The organism is Amycolatopsis sp. NPDC051758, assembly GCF_044453095.1.
In the GTDB taxonomy this organism is placed as follows: domain Bacteria; phylum Actinomycetota; class Actinomycetes; order Mycobacteriales; family Pseudonocardiaceae; genus Amycolatopsis.
Genome location: NZ_JBITCJ010000002.1, coordinates 560299 through 582135 on the forward strand (window position 1 = coordinate 560299; position 21837 = coordinate 582135).

General features: G+C 74.7%; 1 protein-coding gene. It reads right to left on the bottom strand.

Translation table 11 applies throughout. The features are described from left to right. Positions 1 to 5: 5 nt before the first annotated feature. Positions 6 to 21815 (bottom strand): SDR family NAD(P)-dependent oxidoreductase, encoded by a 21810-nt coding sequence (locus tag ACIA5G_RS11820; RefSeq protein ID WP_395922625.1) that lies wholly within the window; start codon positions 21813 to 21815, stop codon positions 6 to 8. Positions 21816 to 21837: the final 22 nt, after the last annotated feature.

A 21837-nucleotide genomic window follows, 5' to 3' on the forward strand; every position in this document is an offset into this window, starting at 1 on the left:
CGGGGTCAGAGTTCGTTGTCCAGCAAGGCGAACATGTCGTCGATGGTCTCCACTTCGAGGTCGGCGTCGCCGTCGGGCCGGATCCGCTCCTGCCAGAGCGAGACCAGCTGCCGCAGCTTCGCCTCGACCGCGGCGCCGTCCGCCCCCGAGACGTCCACTGTGGACAGCTCGGCGGCGAGCCGGTCGATCCCGGCGCCCAGGCCGGTTTCGGCCGCGGCCGTGGCAGGGACCACTTCGGACTGCAGGAACTTGGCCAGCGCGTCCGGGGTCGGGTAGTCGAAGATGAGCGTCGCGGGCAGCCGCAGCCCGGTGGCGGCGTCGAGCCCGTTGCGCAGCTCGACCGCGGTCAGCGAGTCGAAGCCGAGCTCGGTGAACGCCTTGCCCGGCTCGATCGCGGCCGCGGCGGCGTGCCCGAGCGCGGCGGCGGCCTGGCCGCGGACCACGCCGAGCAGCACCTGCTCCGCGTCCGGCTGCGACAGCCCGGCCAGCCGGCGCTTGAGCCCGTCGGCCTGCGCCGCCGCGGCCACCGGGGCGGCGCGGCGGACGGAGCCGCGCACCAGCCCGCGCAGCAGCGGGGGCACCGGGCCCGGCTCGGCCCGCAGGCCGGCCAGGTCCAGCTTCACCGGCACGGACACCGGTTCGGCCAGCCCGGTGGCCTCGTCGAACAGCTCCAGGCCTTCGGCCGGGGCGAAGCTGCCGATGCCGTCGCGGCCCATCCGCGCGCTGTCCGCCGTGTCGCCCATGCCGTCGGCCCAGAGGCCGAAGGCGAGCGAGGTGGCGGGCAGCCCGAGGGACCGGCGGTGGTGGGCCAGGCCGTCGAGGAACGTGTTGGCCGCGGCGTAGTTGGCCTGCCCCGGCGCGCCGAGCACACCGGCGGCCGAGGAGAACAGCACGAACATCGCCAGATCGCGGTCGCGGGTCAGCTCGTGCAGGTTCCAGGCCGCGTCGACCTTGGGCCGCAGCACCTTCTCGAGGCGCTCGGGGGTGAGCGCGGTGAGCAGGCCGTCGTCCAGGACACCGGCCGCGTGGATCACACCGGTGAGGTCCGGGGTCCGGTCCAGCACGGCCGCCAGCGCGGCACGATCGGCGGCGTCACACGCCTCGATCCGCACGGTGGCGCCCAACCCGGTCAGCTCCTCGGCCAGCTCGGCCGCGCCCGGGGCGTCCGGGCCGCGCCGGCTGGTGAGCACCAGGTCGGTGACACCGTGGCGGGTGACGAGGTGCTTGGCCAGCACCGCGCCGAGCCCGCCGGTGCCGCCGGTGACGAGCACGGTGCCTTCCGGGCGCCGCGGGATCGTCAGGACGACCTTGCCGACGTGCTTGGCCTGGCTGAGGTACCGCAGCGCTTCCGGGCCGCGGCGCAGGTCCCAGGTGCGGACCGGCAGCGGGTTGAGCGCGCCTGCGTCGAACAACACGATCAGCTCCTCCCACATCTGCGCGATCCGGCGGTTGCCCGCTTCGATCACGTCGAACGCCTGGTAGGTCACACCGGGATGGTGCCCGCCGGGGCCGCCGTCCGGGCGGACGTCGGTCTTCCCCATTTCCACGAACCGCCCACCACGCGGTAACAGGCGCATCGAGGCGTCGATGAACTCGCCCGTGAGCGCGTTCAGCACGACGTCCACCCCACGGCCGTCCGTCGCGGCCAGGAACTTCTGCTCGAAGTCGAGCGTCCGCGACGAGGCGAGGTGCTCGTCGTTGAGGCCGGCCTCGCGCAGCGCGTCCCACTTGCCCTCGCTCGCGGTGCCGAACACTTCGGCGCCGAGGTGCCGGGCCAGCTGGGTGGCGGCCATGCCGACCCCGCCCGCGGCGGCGTGGATCAGCACCGACTCCCCTTCGCGCAGCGCGCCGAGGTCCGTCAGCGCGTAGTAGGCGGTGAGGAACACCAGCGGCACCGACGCGGCCTGTTCGAACGTCCACCCGTCGGGCACCGGGGCCAGCAGGTCGCGGTCGGCGAAGGTGAGCGGGCCGAACCCGCCGTGCACCAGGCCCATCACCCGGTCACCCGGCTTCAGGTCGGTCACGTCGGACCCGGTCTCGACCACCACACCCGCGGCCTCGTAACCGATGCGCCCGGCGTCACCCGGGTACATGCCGAGCACGTTGAGCACGTCGCGGAAGTTCGTGCCGGCCGCGCGGGTGGCGATCCGGACCTCGTGGGGCAGCAGCTCGCCGGTGGCCTCCGGGTACGGCTCGAAGGTGAACCGTTCCAGGGTGCCCTTCTCGACGCTGTCCAGCCGCCAGGCCGGTTCGTGCCACGGCGGCACGAGGTCCGTCGACGACGACGCGGTCAGCAGCCGGGCCGCGTGGACGACGCCGGCACGCACCGCGAGCTGGGTCTCGTCGCCTCGTGTGGCGAGCGCGGTCTCGACGTCGGACTCCGCCGCGTCGAGCAGGAGGAGCCGTCCCGGGTGCTCGGACTGGGCACTGCGGACCAGGCCCCAGACCGCCGCGGCGGCCGGGTCGACGGCGTCCGAAGTGGACACCGCGACGGCGTGCTCGGTGCGCACCACGAGGATCGTGTCGCGCTCCTCGGCCAGCCACTCCTGCAGGCTCGCGAGGGTCTTCGCCAGCAGGGCGTGCGTGGCCACCGGCGTGGCACCGCCGTCCGGCACCGCGGACAGGACTTCGTGCGGCGCAACGGGTCCGGCTTCGTTAGTGACCGGCGCCCAGCCGAGCCGGAACAACGCGTCGGACGTCGCCGGGCCGAGGTCGGTAACCTCCCGCAGCAGCAGCGCGCCGACGGTCAGCACCGGAGCGCCGGCGCCGTCGGTGAGCTCCAGGCGGACGGCGTCGTCCCCGGCCTTGGCGACCCGGACGCGGGCGGCGGTGGCGCCGGCCGCGTGCAGGACGACGTCACGCCAGAGGAACGGCAGCCGGGTGGCCGGCGCGTCCCCGGTGGGCAGCAGCCCGATGGCGTGCAGCGCCGAGTCGAGCAACGCCGGGTGCAGACCGAACTGGGCAGCATCCGGGTGGGCGGCCGCGGGCAGTTCGAGGTCGGCGTAAACCTCCTCACCGGTGCGCCAGGCCGCCGTCAGGCCCTGGAACACCGGGCCGTACTGCAGGCCCGCGTCCGCCAGGCCCGGGTACAGGTCGGTGACGTCGACGGCTTCGGCGCCGGCAGGCGGCCACTCGCCGCTGTCCGCCGCCGGGTGGCCTTCACCCCCGGCGAGCAGGCCGGTCGCGTGTGCGGTCCACGGTTCGCCGGCCGGGGCGTCCGGGCGGCGCGTGTGGATCGACACCGGACGGCGGCCGTCGTCGTCGGGCGCGCCGACGACAACCTGGACGGCGAGTCCGCCCGTGTCCGGCAGGACCACCGGCGCCGCCAGGGTCAGCTCGGCCAGCCGGCCGCAGCCCAGCTCGGCGCCGGCCCGGACGGCCAGCTCGACCAGGGCCGCGCCGGGCACCAGCACGGTGCCGAGCACCGCGTGGTCGGCCAGCCACGGCTGGGCCGCGCGGGAAAGCCGGCCGTAGGCGACCAGGCCGTCCTCACCCGCCGTCGGCACGGTCGCGCCGAGCAGCGGGTGCCCGGCCGCGGCCAGGCCCAGCTCCGCAGCGTCGCCGCTGGTGGCCGGCGCATCGAGCCAGAACCGCTCACGCTGGAAGGCGTACGTCGGCAGCGGGACCGCGCGGGCTTCGGTGCCCGCGAAGAACGCGGCCCAGTCGACCTCCACGCCGGCCGTGACGAGCCGGGCGAACGCCGTCTCGGCCGTGGTCCGCTCGTCGCGGTCCTTGCGCAGCACCGGCACGAACACCGCGTCCGGTGCGCTGTCCAGGCCCATGGCCGAGAGCACGCCGTCCGGGCCCAGCTCGGCGAACCGCGTCACGCCGGCTTCGGTGAGGGCGCGGACGCCGTCGGCGAACCGCACCGGCTCCCGCACGTGCCGCACCCAGTAGGCCGGGTCGGTGAGCTCGCCGGCGAGGCGTCCGGTGACGTTCGAGACGACCGGGATCGACGGCTCGGCGTAGCTGATCGACCGGGCAACGGCTTCGAACTCGGCCAGCATCGGCTCCATCAGCACGGAGTGGAAGGCGTGCGAGACGACGAGCGCCTTGGTGCGGCGGCCGCGTTCGGCGAGCGCGGCCGCGGCGGCGTGCACCGGACCGTCCACACCGGACAGGACAACGGACTCGGGGCCGTTGACGGCGGCCAGGTCGACCTCGTCCGACAGGAACTCCGCAACCTCTTCTTCGGTGGCCTGCACCGCGACCATCGCGCCGCCTTCGGGCAGCGCCTGCATCAGCCGGCCGCGGGCTTCGACGAGCTTTGCTGCGTCTTCCACGGAGAACACCCCGGCGACGTGCGCCGCGGCGATCTCGCCGACCGAGTGCCCGGCGACGAACGCGGGGCGGATGCCCCACGATTCGAGGAGCCGGAACAGCGCGACCTCGAGGGCGAACAACGCGGGCTGCGCGGTGCCGGTGCGGTTGAGGACGTCGGCGTCCGGCACGTAACGGACACCCGGCAGCAGCTCGCAGATCTCGTCGTACGCGGCGGCGAACACCGGGAACGCCTCGTAGAGCCCGGATCCCATGCCGAGCCGCTGGGAGCCCTGGCCGGTGAACAGGACGGCGAGCTTCCCGTCGGCCGCGCGCCCGGTGACCACACCGGGTTCGGCACGGCCGCCGGCGAGGGCGGCCAGCCCGGCCCGGACGTCCCCGGTGAGCACCGCCCGCCGTTCGAACGCGGTCCGCGTGGTCGCCAAGGAATACCCGATGTCCAGCGGGTCGGCGAAGCCCACGGTGCCGAGCAGCCGCTCGGCCTGGGCCTGCAACCCTTCGTCGGTGCGGGCGGAGAGCACCCACGGCAGCAGCGCGGGCGGCGCCGGGGTCCGCGCGGGCGTCGGCTGCTCCGGTGCCTGCTCCAGGACGACGTGGGCGTTGGTGCCGCTGATGCCGAACGACGACACCGCCGCGCGGCGCGGGCGGCCGGCGTCCGGCCACGGCCGCGCTTCGGTGAGCAGCCGGACCGCGCCCTCGCTCCAGTCGACGTGCGGGGACGGCTCGTCGACGTGCAGCGTGGCGGGCAGGACGCCGTGGCGCATGGCCTCGACCATCTTGATGATCCCGGCGAGCCCGGCCGCGGCCTGCGTGTGGCCGATGTTGGACTTGACCGACCCGAGCCACAGCGGCTCTTCGCGGTCCTGGCCGTAGGTGGCCAGCAGCGCCTGCGCCTCGATCGGGTCACCCAGCGCGGTGCCGGTGCCGTGCGCCTCGACGGCGTCCACACCGTCCGGCTCGACCCCGGCCGCGGCCAGCGCCCGGCGGATGACCCGGCTCTGCGACGGCCCGTTCGGGGCGGTGAGGCCGTTGGACGCACCGTCGGAGTTGACCGCGGAACCCTTGACCACGGCCAGGATCCGGCGGCCGTGGCGGCGGGCGTCGGACAGCCGTTCCAGCAGCAGGAACCCGGCGCCCTCGGCCCAGGCGGTGCCGTCGGCGGCGGCCGCGAACGGCTTGCAGCGGCCGTCGGCGGCGAGGCCGCGCTGGCGGGAGAACTCGATGAACGGGTTGGGGCTCGACATCACTGCCGCACCGCCGACCAGGGCCAGCGAGCACTCGCCGGAACGCAGTGCCTGCGCGGCCCAGTGCAGGGCGACCAGCGACGACGAGCACGCCGTGTCGACGGAAACTGCCGGGCCCTCGAGCCCGAAGGTGTAGGCGACGCGGCCGGACAGCACACTGCTCGCGCTGCCGGTGCCCAGCAGGCCTTCCATCCCGTCCGGGGTGGCGGGCAGGCGCGAGGCGTAGTCGTCGTACATCACGCCGGCGAACACCCCGGTCGCGCTGCCCTTCAGCGACTTCGGGTCGAGGCCGGCGCGTTCGAACGCCTCGTGCGCGGTCTCCAGCAACAGCCGCTGCTGCGGGTCGACGGTGAGCGCCTCACGCGGTGAGATGCCGAAGAACTCCGCGTCGAAGTCGGCGGCGTTGTGCAGGAAGCCGCCCTCGCGGGCGTACGACGTGCCCGCGTGGTCCGGGTCCGGGTCGTAGAGGCGGTCGAGGTCCCAGCCGCGGTCGGTGGGGAACGGCGTGATGGCGTCGGTCCCTTCGGCGACCAGCCGCCACAGGTCCTCGGGCGAGCTGACGTCACCGGGGAACCGGCAGCTCATCGCGACGATCGCGATCGGCTCGTCCGACCGGGCCAGGACAACCGGTGTCTCGGCCACGGTTTCCCCGGCCAGCTCGGTGCGGACGTAGGTCGCCAGCGCCGTGGGGGTCGGGTGGTCGAAGACGAGCGTGGCGGGCAGCCGCAGCCCGGTCGCCTCCCCGAGGCGGTTGCGCAGCTCGACCGCGGTGAGCGAGTCGAAGCCCAGCTCGGTGAACGCGCGGCCGGCCTCGACGGAGGCGGTGCCGTGGCCGAGAACGCCGGCAACGTGCCCGCGGACCAGGTCCAGGAGGTGGCTCTGCTGGTCGGCCGGCGAGAGCCGGGCCAGCGTGGCGGTCAGGCCGGCGGCAGCCGCGGCGTTGGCCGCACCCCGCCGCTTCGGCACCCGGACGAGCCCCCGCAGCACGGACGGCGGTGCGGTTGTGCGGGCCAGCGTCCGCAGGGTGGGCAGGTCGAGCTTGACCGGCACCGGGACCGGGGTCCCGGTGGTGAGGGCCGCGTCGAACAGGGCCAGGCCCTCGGCCTCGCTCAGCGCGCCGAACCCGGCGCGGGCGAGACGGTCCACATCGGACTGTTCACCCATGCCGCCGGCCCACAGGCCGTAGGCGAGCGATGTCGCGGGCAGGCCCTCGGCGTGACGGCGGCGCGCGAGGTCGTCGAGCAGCGCGTTGGCGGCGGCGTAGTTCGCCTGGCCCGGGCCGCCGAGGATGCCGGAAACCGAGGACAGCAGGACGAACTGGGTCAGCGGCCGGTCGAGGGTCAGCTCGTGCAGCGCCTCGGCCGCATCGGCCTTGGGGCGCAGCACAGCGGCGAACCGCTCGGGGGTCAGCTCGGTGAGGACACCGTCGTCGAGCACCCCGGCGGCGTGCACGATGCCGGTGAGGTCCGGGATCCCGTCGAGCAGGGTTTCCAGGGCGTCCCGGTCGGCGACATCGCAGGCCACGACCTTGGCGCCGAGCTCTTCCGCGAGTTCGGCCGCGCCGGGTGCTTCGAGGCCGCGGCGGCTGGTCAGGACGAGGTTGACGCCCTGGGTGGTGACGAGGTGCCGGGCGATCGCGGCGCCGATGCCACCGGTGCCGCCGGTGACGAGGACGGTTCCCTCGCCCCAGACGGCGGGGTCGCCGGCCGTGGCTCGGGCGAGCCTGGGTGCTTCGGTGACGCCGTCGCGGATGCGGACCTGCGGTTCGCCGGTGGCCAGCGCGGTGGCGACGTCGTCACCTTCCAGGACGACGAACCGGTCCGGGTGCTCGGAAGCGGCACTGCGGGCGAGGCCGCGCACGGCCGCTCCGGCCGGGGTGTCGCCGGTGCACACGACCAGCCGCGTCTCCGCGAGCTGGTCGTCGGCCAGGAACTCCTGGACGGCTCGGAGGGTCGCGGCCAGGGCGTCCTGCGGCTCCCCGTCCGGAGCGGTGAACACCGAGACGTCCTCGGTGGACTCGCCGTCGGCGGGCACCTCGACCCAGGTCAGCTCGTAGAGCGAGTCGGCATCCCGCAGCCGCGGGGCTTCGGCGGTGCGGACCGTGACGGTGCCGAGCGTCGCCACCGGCGCGCCGGTGGTGTCCGTGGCCAGCACGGACACGGTGTCCGTCCCGACCGTCGTGACCCGCACTCGCAGCGCCGTGGCGCCGGTCGCGTGCAGGGTGACGTCACCGAACAAGAACGGCAGGCGTGTCCCCTCGCCCGGGAGCAGGCCGAGGGTGTGCAGAGCCGCGTCCAGCAGCGCCGGGTGCAGGCCGAAGCCGCCCACCTCGGTGCCCTCGGGCAGTTCCACCTCGGCGAACACGGTGTCCGCGGCCCGCCAAGCGCTGGTCAGGCCGCGGAACGGCGGCCCGTAGTCGAGGCCGGCGGCGGCCATGTCGGCGTAGAGCCCGTCGAGCGGAACCGGCTCGGCCGCGGGCGGCCACTCGGTGAGCCCGGCCGGGACCGCGGCCGCGTCCGGGGTGAGGGTGCCCGTCGCGTGCTCGGTCCACTCCCCTTCCTGGGTGCGCGAGTGCACCGAGACCGGACGCCGTCCGGTGGCATCGGCGGCACCGACGAGCACCTGGACGTCGACCGAGCCACGCAGCACCAGCGGTGCAGCCAGGGTCAGCTCCTCGACACCGGCGCAGCCCGCGTCGTCACCGGCCCGCACGGCCAGCTCGAGAAGACCGGTGCCCGGGACGAGAACCTCGCCGAATGCGGCGTGCCCGGCCAGCCACGGGTGGGTGGCCACGGACAGCCGGCCGCTGAACAGCCAGCCGTCACCGTCGGCGAACGGGGCCGCGGCGCCGAGCAGCGGGTGCCCGGCGGTCTGCAGCCCGGCGGCGCGGACGTCACCCGCGCCCGTCCCGGCGGCGAGCCAGAAGCGGCGGCGGTCGAACACCGTGGTCGGCAGGTCGACCACCCGCGCGCCGGTGGGGCGGAAGACCGCCGCCCAGTCGACCCGGACGCCGCGGGTGTGCGCGGCGGCCAAGGTGCTCAGCACGGTGGTGGCCTCGTCGCGGTCACTGCGCAGGAAGGACGCGGCGAAGGCGTCCTCGGCGGCCAGCGGGGTCAGCACGGCGGCCGGGCCGACCTCGAGGAACCGGGATACCCCGGCCTCACGCAGCCAGGACAGGCCGGCGGCGAACCGGACGGTGGCGCGGACGTGCTCGACCCAGTACTCCGGCCCGGCCACGCGGTCGGTGCGCTCGCCGTCCACAGTGGACACGAACGGGATGCGCGGGGTGCCGAACTCCAGCTCCCGCACCACGGCGGCGAACTCGTCGAGCATCGGCTCCATCAGCGCCGAGTGGAACGCGTGCGACACCTCGAGCCGCTTGGTGCGGCGGCCGAGCTTCTCGAACTTCTTGGCCAGTTTCAACGTCGGCGACGCGGCGCCGGAAAGGACAACGGAGTCGGGCCCGTTGACCGCGGCCAGCGACACCTTCAGCGTCAGGTGTTCGCGGACCTCGTCTTCCGACGCCTGCACCGCGACCATGACCCCGCCGGACGGCAGTGCCTCCATCAGCCGGCCGCGCGCATCGACGAGCTTCGCGGCGTCCGCCAGGGACAGCACACCCGCGACGTGCGCCGCGGCGATCTCGCCGATCGAGTGCCCGGCGACGAAGTCGGGGACCACACCCCACGACTCGGCGAGCCGGTACAGCGCGACTTCCAGGGCGAAGATCGCCGGTTGCGCGTGGCCGGTCCGGTTGACGTCGACCGCGTCACGGACACCGGGCAGGTGCGCAAGGACTTCATCGTAGGCGGCGGCGAACACCGGGAAGGCGTCGTACAGCCCGGCCCCCATGCCGAGCCGCTGCGAACCCTGGCCGGTGAACAGGAACGCGGTCCGGCCGGGCAGCACCCGCCCGGTCAGCACGGACTCACTGTCCACACCGGACGCCAGCGCGGTCAGTCCGGCCCGCAGTTCCGCGTCGGTGGCGCCCAGCACGACGGCACGCCGGTCCTGGGCGGTGCGGGTCGTGGCGAGCGACAGGCCGAGGTCGACGGGCTCGCCGTCGCGGTCCAGCAGCCGGGCCGCCTGCTCACGCAGGGCGTCGTCGCTGCGGGCGGACAGCACCCAGGGCACCAGCGCGGGCGTCGTGATCTCGCGCTCGGCCACCACCGAAGCCGGCGCCTGTTCGAGGACGACGTGCGCGTTGGTCCCGCTGATCCCGAACGACGACACCGCCGCGCGGCGCGGCCGCCCGGTTTCGGGCCACTCGCGGCCCTCGGCCAGCAGCGTGACGTCGCCGGCTTCCCAGTCGACGTGCGGGCTCGGCGCACCGAGGTGCAGGGTCGGCGGCAGCACCCCGTGGTGCATCGCCTGGACCATCTTGATGATGCCGGCAACCCCGGCCGCGGCCTGGGTGTGGCCGAAGTTGGACTTCACCGAGCCGAGGTAGAGCGGCTCGCCGTCCCGCTCGCGGCCGTAGGTGGCCAGCAGCGCCTGCGCTTCGATCGGGTCACCGAGCGTGGTGCCGGTGCCGTGCGCCTCGACGGCGTCCACAGTGGACGACTGGACCCCCGCCGCGGCGAGAGCCTGGCGGATCACCCGCTGCTGGGACGGCCCGTTCGGTGCGGTCAGGCCGTTGGACGCGCCGTCGGAGTTGACCGCCGAGCCCTTGACGACGGCGAGGACGTGGTGGCCGTTGCGGCGCGCGTCGGACAGCCGTTCCAGCACGAGCATGCCCGCGCCTTCGGCCCAGCCGGTGCCGTCCGCGTCGGAGGAGAACGACTTGCACCGGCCGTCGGCGGCGAGGCCGCGCTGGCGGGAGAAGCCGATGAACGTCTCCGGTGTGGCCATCACGGTGACACCGCCGGCCAGGGCGAGCGAACACTCACCCGAGCGCAGGGCCTGCATCGCCCAGTGCAGCGCGACCAGCGACGACGAACACGCCGTGTCGACCGACACCGCCGGGCCTTCCAGGCCGAGTGTGTAGGCGACCCGCCCGGACAGCACGCTGCCGGAGGTGCCGGTGCCGAGGAAACCCTCGACGTCGTCGGGCACGTCACCGAGGCGGGTGCCGTAGTCGTGGTACATCACGCCGGCGAACACACCGGTGGGGCTGCCCTTGAGCGACGCCGGGTCGGTGCCGGACCGCTCCAGGGCCTCCCACGCCGTCTCGAGCAGGAGCCGCTGCTGCGGGTCCATTGCGAGCGCCTCGCGCGGGGAGATCCCGAAGAACTCCGGGTCGAAGTCGCCGGCGTCGTGCAGGAAGCCGCCTTCGCGGGTGTAGGTCTTGCCGGGCCGGTCGGGGTCGGGGTCGTAGATGCCGTCGACGTCCCAGCCGCGGTCCTCGGGGAACCTCGTGACACCGTCGCGGCCGCCGGACACCAGCTCCCACAGCTCCTCGGGTGACGTCACGCCGCCCGGGTAACGGCAGGCCATGCCGACGATGACGATCGGGTCCTCGCCGGCGCGGGCCGGGGTGAACGCCGGGGTCATCGGGCTGTCGTCCGCGCCGAGCAGCTCGGCGTGCAGGAACGCGGCGAGGGCCTGCGGCGTCGGGTGGTCGAACGTCAGGGTCGCGGGCAGCCGCAGGCCGGTGACCGTGCCGAGGCGGTTGCGGAATTCGACGGCGGTGAGCGAGTCGAAGCCGAGGTCGCCGAAGGCGCGGTCGGCCTCGACGGCGTCGGGGCTGGTGTGGCTGAGCACCATCGCGGCTTCGGTGCGGACCAGTTCGGTCAGGAGCCGGAGCTGCTCGGCGGCGGGCAGGCCGGCGAGCCGCTGCCGGAGTCCGCCCGCTTCGGCGGCACCCGCCGTGCGGCGGCGTGTGCGGACCAAGCCACGCAGCACGTGCGGGACGTCGCCCGACGCCCGCAGCGCGGGGAGGTCCAGGCGGGTCGCGACCGGACGCGGGTCGGCACCGAGGGCCAGGAGGTCGAACAGCTCCAGCCCGGCGTCGACCGGCAACGGTGTGAAGCCGGAGCCGCTACGGCCGTCACCCATGCCGGTTTCCCAGAGCCCGTACGCGATCGACGTCGCCGGGAGGCCCTGCGCGCGACGCTGGGCCGCGAGGCCGTCGAGGAACCCGTTGGCGGCGGCGTAGTTCGCCTGGCCGGGCGCGCCGAGGGCGCCGGCGATCGAGGAGAACGTGACGAACAGCTCGAGGTCGCCGGTCAGCTCGTGCAGGTGCTGCGCGGCAACCGCCTTCGGGCCGGCGACGGCGGCGAGCCGCTCCGGGGTCATCGATGCGAAGACGCCGTCGTCGAGGACACCGGCGGCGTGCACCACGCCGGTCAGCGGCTGCTCGGCCGGGACCAGCGAGAGGACCGACTCCAGCTGGTCGCGGTCGGCGACGTCGCAGGCCGCGAAGGTGACCTCCGCGCCGAGGTCCGTGAGCTCCTGCCGGAGTTCGTCCGTGCCAGGGGCGTCGGCGCCGCGGCGTCCGACCAGGAGCAGGTGCTGGACGTTGTGGCGTTCGACGAGCCGACGGGCGACCTGCGCGCCGAGCCCGCCGGTGCCGCCGGTGACCAGGACGGTGCCGTCGAGGGTCCAGTCCGGGTCGCCGGTGGCGCGGGCGCGGGCCAGCCGCGGGACGCACGGGCCGTCGTCGGTGAAGGCGAGTTCGGGCTCGCCGGTGGCGGCCGCGGCGGCGACGTCACCGGTGCCGTGGACCAGCACCAGCCGGTCCGGGTACTCGGCCTGGGCGCTGCGGACGAGCCCGGCGACCGCGGCGTCGGCCGGGGTGGCACCGGGGAGGTGCACCACGACCCGGCCGTCACCGGCGAGCCGCTCCTGCAGCTCGGCGAGCACGGTGTCTGCCGAGGTGGCTTCGAGAACCTCGACTTCGAGAGCTTCGGACGGCAGAGCGACCGGGATCCAGTCCACGGTGAACAGGGCGTCCCCGGCCGCGCTCGGCAGCGGGGCGTCCCCGACCGGGCGCAGGCTCAGCGACGTCGCGGACAGGACCGGCGCCCCGGCGCCGTCGGTCACCGACAGCGAGACGGCGTCCTGGCCCGCGGGCGAGAGCTTCGCCCGGAGGGTGCTCGCGCCGGTGGCGTGCAGCCGCAGCCCGGTCCACGAGAACGGCAGCCGGGCCGGGCCGCCGGTCAGGCCGACGGCGTGCAGGACGGCGTCGAGCAGGGCCGGGTGCAGCCCGAACCCGGTGACGTCGGTGCCTTCGGGCAGCGCGACCTCGGCGAAGACGTCGTCACCGCGGCGCCAGGCGGCCCGCAAGCCGCGGAACGGGTCGCCGTAAGCGAGCCCGGCGTCGGCCAGCGTGGTGTAGAAGCCGTCCAGCTCGGCGGGTTCGGCACCCGCGGGCGGCCACACACCGTCACTTTCCCGGGAAAGCGACACTTCGGGAACCAGTGAACCGGTGGCGTGCAGGTCCCAGTCGGTGTCGGCTTCCTGGGCGCGGGAGTGGACGGCGAGGGTGCGCCGTCCACTGTGGTCGGCGTCCGAAAGGGACACTCGCAGCTGGACCGGCGCGTTTGTCAGGACGAGGGGTGCCTGCAGGGTCAGCTCTTCCACTTCCCCGCAGCCGGCCTCGTCGCCGGCCCGGACGGCCAGTTCGGCGAACGCCGTGCCGGGCAGCAGCACCGCGCCGCGCACCTGGTGCCCGGCCAGCCACGGCTGCTCGTCCAGCGACAGCCGGCCGGTGAGCACCAGCTCGCCGCGCTCGGGCAGCGCGACGGCCGCCCCCAGCAGCGGGTGGTCGAGCGCGCCGAGGCCCAGCGCGGCGGCGTCACCACCGCCCGGCGGGGCCAGCAGCCAGAAGCGGCGGCGCTGGAACGGATAGGTGGGCAGGGACGTCGGCCGGGCGCCACTGCCGGCGAAGTACCGCGTCCAGTCGACCGGTGCACCCGCCGCGTGCAGCGCACCCAGCGCGGACACGGCCGCGCGGGGCTCCTCCTGGTCCTTGCGCAGGGCCGGGACGAACACCGCATCCGCGGCGGTGTCCGGGCCCATCGCGGCGAGGACCGCGTCCGGGCCGAGTTCGAGGAACGTCGTGACCCCGTCGGCGGCCAGGCGCTCGACCGCGTCGGCGAACCGGACGGTTTCGCGGACATGGGTCACCCAGTAGGCCGGGTCGGTCAGGTCCGCGTCACCGGTCACGGTGGAGACGATCGGGATCCGCGGCTCGGCGTAGCTGATCGAGCGGGCGACGGTCTCGAACTCCGCCAGCATCGGCTCCATCAGCGCCGAGTGGAACGCGTGGGACACCACGAGGTGCTTGGTGCGGCGGCCGTCCTTGGCGAACCGGGCGGCGACCGCGCGGACCGCACCGTCCACACCGGACAGCACAACGGACTCGGGGCCGTTGACCGCAGCCAGCGACACCTCGTCGGACAGGAACTCGGCAACCTCGGCCGCCGACGCCTGGACCGCGACCATCGCGCCGCCTTCGGGCAGCGCCTCCATCAGCCGGCCACGGGCCTCGACCAGCTTCGCCGCGTCCGCCAGCGAGAACACGCCGGCCACGTGGGCGGCGGCGATCTCGCCGATGGAGTGCCCGGCAAGCACGTCCGGGGTCACACCCCAGGACTCGAAGAGCCGGTACAGCGCCACTTCCAGCGCAAAGATCGCGGGCTGCGCGGTGCCGGTGCGGTTGAGCACGGCAGCGTCGGTGACGTCGGTGATGCCCGGCAGCAACGCGCGGACCTCGTTGTAGGCCTCGGCGAACGCGGGGAACGCCGCCGCCAGCGCGTGACCCATGCCGAGCCGCTGCGATCCCTGGCCGGTGAACAGCGCGGCGAGCCGGCCGGTGACCGCCCGGCCGGTGACGACGTTCGCCGCCCGGCCGGTGTCGGCGAACGCGGCCAGCCCGGCCCGCAGCACGGCGGGGTCGGTCCCGACGACAACCGCGCGCCGCTCGTGCGCGGTGCGGGCGGTGGCCAGCGACCACGCCACGTCCAGGGGTTCGGCCGTGACGTTCGCCAGCCGGGCGGCCTGCGCCCGCAGCGCCTCCTCGGACCGGCCGGACAGCACCCAGGGCAGCACCGCGGGCGCGGCAGCCTCACGTTCGGCCTCTTCGGCCGGGACGTGCTCGAGCACGACGTGGGCGTTGGTGCCGCTGAAGCCGAACGACGAGACGCCGGCCCGGCGCGGGCGGCCGGTCTCCGGCCACGGCTCGGTGCCGGTCGCGACGCGGATGGCGCCGGTCTCCCAGTCGACCTGTGCTGACGGCGCGTCGACGTGCAGGGTTGCCGGGACAACGCCGTGCCGCATCGCCTCGACCATCTTGATCACGCCGGCCGCCCCCGCCGCGGCCTGGGTGTGGCCGAAGTTCGACTTCACCGAGCCGAGCAGCAGGGCGGCTTCGCGGTCCTGGCCGTAGGTCGCCAGCAGCGCCTGGGCCTCGATCGGGTCGCCGAGCCGGGTGCCGGTGCCGTGCGCTTCGACCACGTCGACGTCCGAAGTGGACAGTCCACCGTTGGCCAGCGCCTGGCGGATCACGCGCTGCTGCGCGGGTCCGTTGGGGGCGGTGAGGCCGCTGGAGGCGCCGTCCTGGTTGACCGCGGAACCCTTGAGCAGCGCCAAAACGGGGTGGCCGTGACGGCGGGCGTCGGACAGCTTCTCCAGCAGCACGAACCCGGCGCCTTCACCCCACGCGACGCCGTCGGCGCCGCTGGCGAAGGCCTTGCAGCGGCCGTCGACCGCCATCGCGTTCTGTTTGCTGAAGTCGACGAACGGGTCCGGGTTGGCCATGATCGTGACCCCGCCGGCCAGCGCCAGCGAGCACTCGCCGGAGCGCAGGGCCTGGCTCGCCAGGTGCATCGCGACCAGCGACGACGAGCACGCCGTGTCGACCGCGACGGCCGGGCCCTCCAGGCCGAAGGTGTAGGAGACGCGGCCGGCCATCATCGCGCCGGACGTGCCGGTGCCGAGGAACCCTTCGACCTCCTCGGGGATCTTCGTCAGCCGGGACGCGTACTCGTGGTAGATCGCGCCGGTGAAGACGCCGGTGTCGCTGCCGCGCAGCGTGCCGGGCGGGATGCCGGCCCGCTCGAAGGCCTCCCAGGCGATCTCCAGCAGCAGCCGCTGCTGCGGGTCCATCGCAAGGGCCTCACGCGGTGAGATGCCGAAGAACTCGGGGTCGAAGTCACCCGCGGCGGGCAGGAAGCCGCCGGTGCGGGTGTGCGAGACCCCCTGCTTGCCCGGGGTCGCGTCGAACAGCGCGGCCAGGTCCCAGCCGCGGTCCGTCGGGAACTCGGTGATGCCTTCACGGCCCTCCGAGACCAGCCGCCACAGGTCTTCCGGGGTGTTCACCCCGCCGGGGAACCGGCAGCTGGTCGCGACGATGGCGATCGGCTCGTCACCGGCGGCGACCCGGGCGCGGGTGCGCGGCCCGGCGGCGAGGTCGCCGAGCAGCTCGGAACGCACGTAGCCGGCGAGCGCGACCGGGGTCGGGTGGTCGAAGATCACCGTCGCCGGCAGCCGCAGCCCGGTCGCGGCGCCGAGGCGGTTGCGCAGCTCGACCGCGGTGAGCGAGTCGAAGCCGAGGTCCAGGAAACCGCGGCCGGGTTCGACCGTGGCGGCGGTGACGTGCCCGAGCACCAGCGCAACCTGCGTGCGGACGAGGTCGAGGAGCTCGCGGTCCTGCTCGGCCTCGGTCAGCCCGGCCAGCCGCCGGGCCAGCGACGAGTCCTGGCCGCCACCCGACTTCGCCGTCCGGCGGCCGGGCTTGACCAGTGCGCCCAGCAACGGCGGCAGCGGCTCGGCCGCGGCGGCCGCGGCCAGCACCGGCAGGTCCAGCTTCACCGGCACGGCCAGCGGTGACCCCGCGGCGAGCGCCGCGTCGAACAGCGCGAGCCCTTCCTCGACGGGCAACGCCGGGGTGCCGCCCGCGCGCAGACGGGCCAGGTGGGCCTCCCCCATCGCCTCGCCCATGCCCGCGGCCCACGGGCCCCAGGCCAGGGACTGCCCGGCCCGGCCCGACGCGCGGCGGTGGGCGGCGAGGGCGTCGAGGTAGGCGTTGGCGGCGGCGTAGTTGCCCTGCCCGGGCGCGCCGAGGACACCGGCGGCCGAGGAGAACGTGACGAACAGGTCGAGGTCGCCGGTCAGCTCGTGCAGGTGCCGGGCCGCGTCGGCCTTCGGGCCCAGCACGAAGTCGAGCCGCTCCCGGGTGAGCGTGTCGACCGTGCCGTCGTCGAGGACACCGGCGGCGTGCACCACCCCGGTCAGCTCGACGCCGTTGATCAGCGCCGCGACGGCGTCGCGGTCGGCGACATCACAGGCGACGACGTCGACGTGCGCGCCCAGCTCGGTCAGTTCGGCGGCCAGCTCGGCCGCGCCCGGCGCGTCCGGGCCACGACGGCTGGTGAGCAGCAGCTTCCGGGCACCGTGAGCCGTCACCAGGTGCCGCGCGATCAACGCGCCCAGGCCGCCGGTGCCACCGGTGACCAGCACGGTCCGCTCCGGGTCGAGCGACCGCGGAACGGTGAGCGCGACCTTGCCGATGTGCCGTGCCTGGCTGAGGAACCGGAACGCTTCACGCGCTTCGCGGACGTCCCAGGCCCGGACGGGCAGGGGGGTCAGCGCCCCGGACTCGAACAGCTCGATCAGCGCGTCCCACATCTGTGCGGTGCGCTCGGGACCGGCGTCGATGAGGTCGAAGGCCTGGTAGCCCTCGCCCTCGCGGATGTCGGTCTTGCCCATCTCCAGGAACCGGCCGCCGGGCGCCATCGTGCGCAGGGACGCGTCGACGAAGTCACCCGCCAGCGCGTTGAGGACGACGTTGATGCCGCTGAACCGCTCCTCGAACTCCAAGGTGCGGCTGGAGGCGATGTGCGCGTCGTCGAGGCCGGCTTCCCGCAGGATGTGCTGCTTGCCCTCGCTCGCGGTGCCGTAGACCTCGGCGCCCAGGTGCTTCGCCAGCTGGGTGGCGGCCATGCCGACCCCGCCGGCGGCGGCGTGGACGAGGATCGACTCGCCCGCCTGCAGGTCGGCCAGATCAACCAAGGCGTAGTAGGCCGTGAGGAACACCAGCGGTGTGGTCGCGGCCTGCTCGTAGGTCCAGTCCGCGGGCTTGCGGGTGATCATCGGCCGCTCGGCGACCGCCACCGGGCCCGCGCCACCCGAGACGAGGCCCATGACCTCGTCACCCGGGCGCAGGTCCGTGACCTCGGAGCCGACCTCGAGCACGGTCCCGGCGAACTCGCTGCCGAGCAGACCGGCTTCACCCGGGTACATGCCGAGGGCGTTGAGGACGTCGCGGAAGTTCAGCCCGGCCGCGCGGACGGTGACCCGCACGCCGAGCGGACCCAGCGGCTCCTCGGGCACCTCCTCCAGGGTCAGGTGGTCGAAGGTGCCCTTGCCCGCGAGGCCGAGGCGCCAGTTCCCGGCCGGTGGCAACAGCCGTCCGGCGGCTTCGGGTGTGACCAGCCGCGGGACGCGCAGTTCCCCGTCCCGCACGGCGAGCTGCGGCTCACCGGCGGCCAGCACGGCGTCGGTCAGTTCTTCGGTGTCGGCCAGGAGGAAGCGGCCGGGGTGCTCGGACTGCGCGCTGCGCACCAAGCCCCACACCGCGGCGGCCACGGGGTCCACATCGGACTGTCCGGTGTGGACGATCAGCTGGGCGTCGGAGTACCGCTCGTCGGCGAGGAACGTCTTGAGCACGTCGAGGGTCTCGCCGGTGAGCGCGTGCACGTCGTCACCGGTGGCACGGAAGACGACAACGTCGGCGACCTCCGGCCAGTCCGCGTGACCCGGCACGTCTCCGGCGGGGGCGATCGCCTGCCAGGTCACCTCGTAGAGCCCGTCGACGCTCGCCGACGGACGCAGCTGTGCGGCCGAAACCGGGCGCACGACCAGGGAACCGACGGTGGCGACCGGCGCACCGGTGCCGTCGGCGACCTGCAGCGAGACGGCGTCGGTCCCGGACGGCGTCAGCTTCACCCGCAGTTCGGCGGCGCCCGAGGCGTGCAGGACGACGTCACTCCAGGCGAACGGCAGCCGCGCGGGCCCGTCGCCGGCCGCGAGGGCGTGCAGGGCCGCGTCGAGCAGCGCCGGGTGCAGGCCGAACCGGCCCGCCTGGTCGCGGGCGCCCTCCGGCAGCGTGACCTCGGCGTAGGTGTCGTCGCCGTCCTGCCACACCGCCCGCAGGCCCTGGAAGGTCTCGCCGTACCCGAGGCCCGCGGCCGCCAGCTCGTCGTACCGGCCTTCGAGGGAGACGGCTTCGGCGCCCGGCGGCGGCCACTCCGTCAGCTCCCATTCCGGGGTGGCCGCGGTGGCCGCGAGGGAGCCGGTGGCGTGCAGGGTCCACTCCCCCGCGCCGTGCGGGCGCGAGTGGACGGTCAGCGGGCGGCGGCCGGACTCCTCCGGCGCGCCGGCCCACAGCTGGACCTGCACCGCGCCCGTCTCCGGGAGCACCAGCGGGGTCTGGAGGGTCAGTTCTTCGAGCGCGGTCAGGCCGGTCTCGTCGGCGGCACGCACGGCCAGTTCGACGAGCGCGGTGCCGGGCACGACCACCTGGCCGTGCACGGTGTGCCCGGCCAGCCACGGGTGGGTGCGCAGGGAAAGGCTCCCGGTGAACAGGAAGCCGTCGGCGTCGGCGACCGACACCGCGGCGCCGAGCAGCGGGTGCTCGATCGAGCCGAGGCCGAGCCCGGCGGCGTCCCCGGTGCTCGCCGACGCGGGCAGCCAGTAGCTCGCGCGCTGGAACGGGTAGGTGGGCAGGTCGACCGGCCGGGCTCCGGCGAGCAGGGCGGCCCAGCCGACGGTCCCGCCGTGGACGTGCACCGCGGCCAGCGCGGCGACGAGCGTCTCGGGCTCCGGCCGGTCGCGGCGCAGGGCGGGCACGAACAGGCCTTCGGCGCTGTCCTGGCCCGCGGCCGAGAGCACACCGTCCGGGCCGAGCTCGAGGAACCGGGTGACGCCGGCGTCGGCGAGCGCGCGGACACCGTCGGCGAACCGGACGGCTTCGCGCACGTGCCGGACCCAGTACTCCGGGTCGGTGATCTCGGCGGTGGCGGCGATGTGGCCGGTGACGTTGGAGACGAGCGCGATCTTCGGTGTCCGGTAGGTGACCCGGCGGGTGACCTCGCCGAACTCGGCGAGCATGCCGTCCATCAGCGCGGAGTGGAACGCGTGCGAGACGGCCAGCTGCTTGGTGCGGCGGTCGGCGAACACCGCCTGCACCTGCCGGACGGCGTCTTCCTCGCCGGAGACGACAACCGCACGCGGGCCGTTGACGGCGGCGATGTCCGCGCCGGGCACCAGGGCCGCGCGGACCTCGTCTTCGTCGGCCTCGATCGCACACATGGCGCCGCTGCGCGGGAGCGCGCTCATCAGCCGGCCGCGCGCGGCGACCAGCTCGGCCGCGTCGGCGAGGGACCAGACACCGGCGACGTGCGCGGCGGCCAGCTCACCGACGGAGTGGCCGATCAGGAAGTCGGGAACCACACCCCACGACTCGACGAGCCGGTAGAGCGCCACTTCGAGGGCGAACAGCGCGGGCTGCGCGTTCCCCGTGTCCGCCAAGGCTTCCGCGTCGTCGCCGAAGACGATCTCGCGGACGCCGGGGAGCAGCTCGCAGACCTCGTCGAAGGCCGCGGCGAACGCCGGATACGCGTTGTACAGCTCGCGGCCCATGCCGAGCCGCTGGGAGCCCTGCCCGGTGAAGGCGACGGCGAGCTGCCCGCCGGTCGCCTCGCCGGTGGTGACACCAGGCGCCGGCGTGCCGTCGGCGACGGCGGTCAGCCCGGCGCGCAGGTCTTCCGCGCCGGTGCCGGTGACCACGGCGCGGTGCTCGAAGGTGGCCCGGGTCGCGGCGAGGGACCAGCCGATGCCGGCCGGGTCACCCTCGACGTCCAGCAGCGCACGCGCCTGGGCGCGCAGCGCGGCTTCGGTGCGACCGGACAGCACCCATGGCACCACCGGCGGCGCCGGAACGTCCTCTGTGGACGGCTCGGTGGCGGGCGCCTGCTCCAGCAGGACGTGGGAGTTGGTGCCGCTGATGCCGAACGACGAAACGCCGGCGCGGCGGATCTCTTCCGAGGACCACTCGCGCGCGGCGGTGAGCAGCTCGACGGTGCCGGGTGACCAGTCGACCTGGGTGCTCGGCGCGTCGATGTGCAGGCTCGCGGGGAGGCGGCCGTGCTGCAGGGCGAGGACCATCTTGATCACGCCGGCCACACCGGCCGCGGCCTGGGTGTGGCCGATGTTCGACTTGACCGAGCCGAGCAGCAGCGGGCCGCGGCCGCCGCGCTCGCGGCCGTAGGTGGCCTGCAGCGCCTGGACCTCGATCGGGTCGCCGAGCGTGGTGCCGGTGCCGTGCGCTTCGACGACATCAACATCCTTCGCCGACAGCCGCGCGTCGGCCAGTGCCTGGCGGATGACCCGCTGCTGCGACGGGCCGTTGGGCGCGGTGAGGCCGTTGGACGCGCCGTCGGAGTTGACGGCCGTGCCGCGGACCACCGCGAGCACGCGGTGCCCGTGGCGCTGGGCGTCGGACAGGCGTTCCAGCACGATCATGCCGGCGCCTTCACCCCAGGCGGTGCCGTCGGCGCCGGCGGCGAACGCCTTGACCAGGCCGTCCCGCGCGAGACCGCGCTGGCGGGAGAACTCGATGAACGCGTCCGGGCTCGCCATCACCGTCGCGCCGCCCGAGAGCGCGAGGTCGCACTCGCCGGCCCGCAGCGCGCGGACGGCGAGGTGCAGCGTGACCAGCGACGCCGAGCACGCGGTGTCCACGGTGACCGACGGGCCCTCGACACCGAGGACGTAGGAGATCCGTCCGGAAAGGACACTGCCGGAGATGCCGGTGCCGAGGTACCCCTCGACCCCTTCGACACCCTTGGCCAGGTCACGGCCGTAGTCCTGGCCGTTGGTGCCGACGAAGACACCCGTGCGGCCGCCGGCCAGCGAAGCGGGATTGATGCCGCCGCGCTCCAGGGCCTCCCACGACGTCTCGAGCAGCAGCCGCTGCTGCGGGTCCATCGAGACGGCCTCGCGCGGCGAGATGCCGAAGAACTCCGGGTCGAACTCGTCGGCGCCGTCGAGGAAACCGCCGCGGTCGACGTAGCTGGTGCCGAGGTGGTCGGGATCGGGGTCGACGAGCTCGCCGACGTCCCAGCCGCGTTCGCCGGGGAAACCGGTGATGCCGTGCTCCCCGGCGGAGAGCAGCTCCCAGAACCGTTCCGGGGAGCGCACGCCGCCCGGGAAGCGGCAGCCCATCCCGACGATCGCGATCGGCTCGGCCGCGCGGTCCTCGAGCGCCGCCAGCCGGCCGCGCGTGCGCTGCAGCTCGCCGGTGACTCGCGTCAGGTAGTCGCGAAGCTTGTCGTTCTCACCCACGGTGTCCCCACTCATCGGTCGT